This is a genomic window from Symbiopectobacterium sp., from assembly GCF_051710365.1.
Taxonomy (GTDB): domain Bacteria; phylum Pseudomonadota; class Gammaproteobacteria; order Enterobacterales; family Enterobacteriaceae; genus Symbiopectobacterium.
On the sequence record NZ_JBPETA010000380.1, the window covers coordinates 1 to 1046 of the forward strand.

The 1046-nt window shown below is 39.5% G+C and carries 2 protein-coding genes; both read right to left on the bottom strand.

The features are described 5' to 3' along the window. Window positions 1–155: 155 nt before the first annotated feature. Window positions 156–545 carry a CesT family type III secretion system chaperone gene (locus ACTBDZ_RS18070; protein ID WP_438816303.1) on the bottom strand — a complete coding sequence of 130 codons (390 nt, stop codon included), beginning with the start codon at window positions 543–545 and terminating at the stop codon, window positions 156–158. An 82-nt stretch (window positions 546–627) separates the two neighbouring features. After that, the gene (locus ACTBDZ_RS18075; RefSeq protein ID WP_438816304.1) at window positions 628–867 is read right to left on the bottom strand and encodes a hypothetical protein; all 240 of its coding nucleotides are present in this window, start codon (window positions 865–867) and stop codon (window positions 628–630) included. Between the last annotated feature and the right edge of the window lie 179 nt (window positions 868–1046).

Below are 1046 nucleotides of genomic sequence, written 5' to 3' on the forward strand. Positions count from 1 at the left end.
TGGTAGAAAATGCTTGTCATCTTAGGTGTACAGTTTTCTCATGAGGCCTAACTGCATGATTTTGCGTTGCGAGGATCCGTCGTTTCACTTGGCTGCCAGCATAAAATCTATTTATTCAACAAAGCCGCGTGACGAATGATCTTTCTAAATCGCTCTTACTTCCAGGCTGCACGCAAACTGTCCAAACGCTGCACATACTGATTTAAACTTTCGTACAACTCATCCGCATTGTGATTCGTCTCTCCAGCCCCACCGACGTACATGAGAATATCAGATGATTCATTTAGGCACAGACTCCCTATCCCTGAGCGTAATTCTTTAAAATTCTCTATGAGAATTTTTTGATAGAAAGTGCATGGATTATCTTCATTTTTCAAATGGCGCACCACGCCATAAAAATACCACTTCCCATCATCAAGTTGTAGTGACACTGGGTATTTACCATCGATTAATAATAAAATCTGTTGTTTTTCGTCTAATTTCAGATCTAATCCTAGTTTTTCACCTAAAAAATGAATTTGTCTTTCCGAACCGGCATTTGTCATTAATCTCCCTCCCGATAGATGTAAAATTTTATTTTTCCTTTAACATATCTGAAAGTGTGAAATCAAAAAAACACATTACTGCTTATAATAGCCTCGCAGTTTCTCTGCCTGTTAAATACACTTCATTATCACTGCTGGATTCGTCTGACGCTGAACCGTAAAGACTATCTATCTCATAGGGCTCTGATGACGCCTCTTGATATAAACTAAGTTCTTCCGCTGTTGGCGGTGGAGGAAAATCATCAATATCTGACAAATCACCCAGTGAAAGTTCAAGTTCTTCTGGCGTTGGCGCTGGTGGAAAATAATCACTGTCAGCCAAAGATATCACTTCAGTATTGTCGTCTTCACTGCATACTGAATTAAAAAAACTGTCAATCCGTCATTCCGCACCTGATTTTTCTTTTTTCGGGACTTGACAGTATTCTGAAGTTCTGAATTTATTACTGCTTTTTGCAGACCAATCAGCATGAGTACTCCCCACGTTACCATCCGTAACCT

Coding starts and splice junctions, on each gene's coding strand:
- ACTBDZ_RS18070 (WP_438816303.1), bottom strand. CDS start 545: ATGACAAATGCCGGTTCGGAAAGACAAATTCATTTTTTAGGTGAAAAA.